Annotated in this window: 1 protein-coding gene; it reads right to left on the bottom strand. The window is 57.6% G+C overall.

Translation table 11 applies throughout. The annotated features are described in order from the left end of the window. The coding region (locus tag AB4043_RS25005) for a M13 family metallopeptidase (RefSeq protein WP_442308459.1) at positions 1-1436 on the bottom strand (1436 nt) is incomplete at its 3' end. Positions 1437-1560 lie beyond the last annotated feature (124 nt).

Genomic DNA, 1560 nt, shown 5'->3' with positions numbered 1-1560 from the left:
ATGTCCCACTCGTTCTTGTCGACCGGTTTACCCACCTTGGCCCACTGGCGCTGGTCTTCGAAAAGAGAGGCTCGCAGCATGTTGCCGAAGTAGTCATCAGACTTGACCTCCAGCTTTGAGTWGTCGCGCCACGTGTCGGGATACCCGATCTTGTTCCGGACCAAGTGCAGTTTTTCGACGGCGCGCTGCTTGGTGGCGTCGCTCATCCAGGTCAGGCCTTTGATCTCCCCGGCCATCGCCTGCTCGATTTCGTCAGTCATCTTCACGGTCTTGGCCTTGGTATCCGGACCGAACGTGCGGCGGACAAACTCCTGTCCAAGGGCTTCGCCCAGCATGTTGTCCACCTGGCGCGTGCAGCGCTTCCACCGGGGCTGCTGTTGCTGCACACCACGCAGATACTTCGAATAGAAGTTGAACTGTGCCTCGTCAAAGTCTTTCGACAACGATGGAGCCGCGGCCGTAATCGCATGGAAACGCAGGTACGCCTTCAACGCCGGTAACGGCTCCGCAGTCAGTTCCGTCTGGAGCGTTTTCTGGAAGTCAGGCTGGTTCACATTCAGCGACTTCACTCCGGGGACATTCTGCGCCACAAAATAGCGGTTCCAGTCGATCGACGGCGTCAGCTTGCCCAGATCCTCGACCGACATCTTGTGGTATTCCTTGTACGGATCGCGGCGTTCGACGCGGGTTAGCGAGGCCTTTGCGAGAGCGGTCTCGATCTTCATAATCGCGGCAGCGTCGGCCTCAGCCGTTGCCTTCGGTTCTCCGGCGAGCGCCAACTGCTGTGCAATGTAGGCCACATACTTCGTCCGGGTGTCTTCGCTTTTTGAATCGGTCTTGGTGTAGTAGTCTCGGTCGGGCAATCCCAGGCCTCCCGCGGCGATAAATGCGATCACCCGCGAGGAGTCACCAAGATCCTGCCCCGAACCGGATCCGAAGAAGAAGTTTCCCACTTGTTCGTGGTGTAGCACTGGAAGATAGGCGACCAGTTCTTCCCGCGTCTTCAAGCCGTCGATCCGGGCGAGCAGAGGCTTCAGAGGGGCCAGGCCACGCTTGTTAATCGAATCTTCATCCATGCAGGCCCCGAAATAATCGCCGACCTTCTGCTCGCTTGGCGTGCGATTTGCGGCCTTCGAGGCATCCACCAGGATGCCCCACAGAAACTGGAGATTGTCCTGCGCCAGCTTGCCATAGACACTCYATCCGGCCTGGTCCGGAGGAATGGGATTGTTCTTCATCCATCCGCCGCAGGAGTACTGGTAGAAGTCCACGCACGGATCGACCGACTTATCCATATCGGCCACGTTCAGGCTGGGGGAGTACGGCATCGCCTGCAACGGCTGCAGGGATGTCGATTGCGCGGCTGTCGATTGCGCAAAGACAGCACCTGCCAGGCCACACCACAACGCCACCACCAAACCAAAGCGCAAACGCATATCGTTCTTTCTCCTTTTTAGACACTTCATCCTAAGCATTTTTCCTGTTGCTGGGTATCCGGGAAGAGGAATTCAGCGGCGTTTTCATTGCGGAAAACGCCCATAAATGCGGAGACCCTACACT

Origin of the sequence: Terriglobus sp. YAF25 (genome assembly GCF_052113305.1) — a bacterium.
GTDB lineage: Bacteria > Acidobacteriota > Terriglobia > Terriglobales > Acidobacteriaceae > Terriglobus.
The sequence above is the reverse complement of the archived record's forward strand: the minus strand, read 5'-3'. Positions and strand labels throughout refer to the sequence as shown.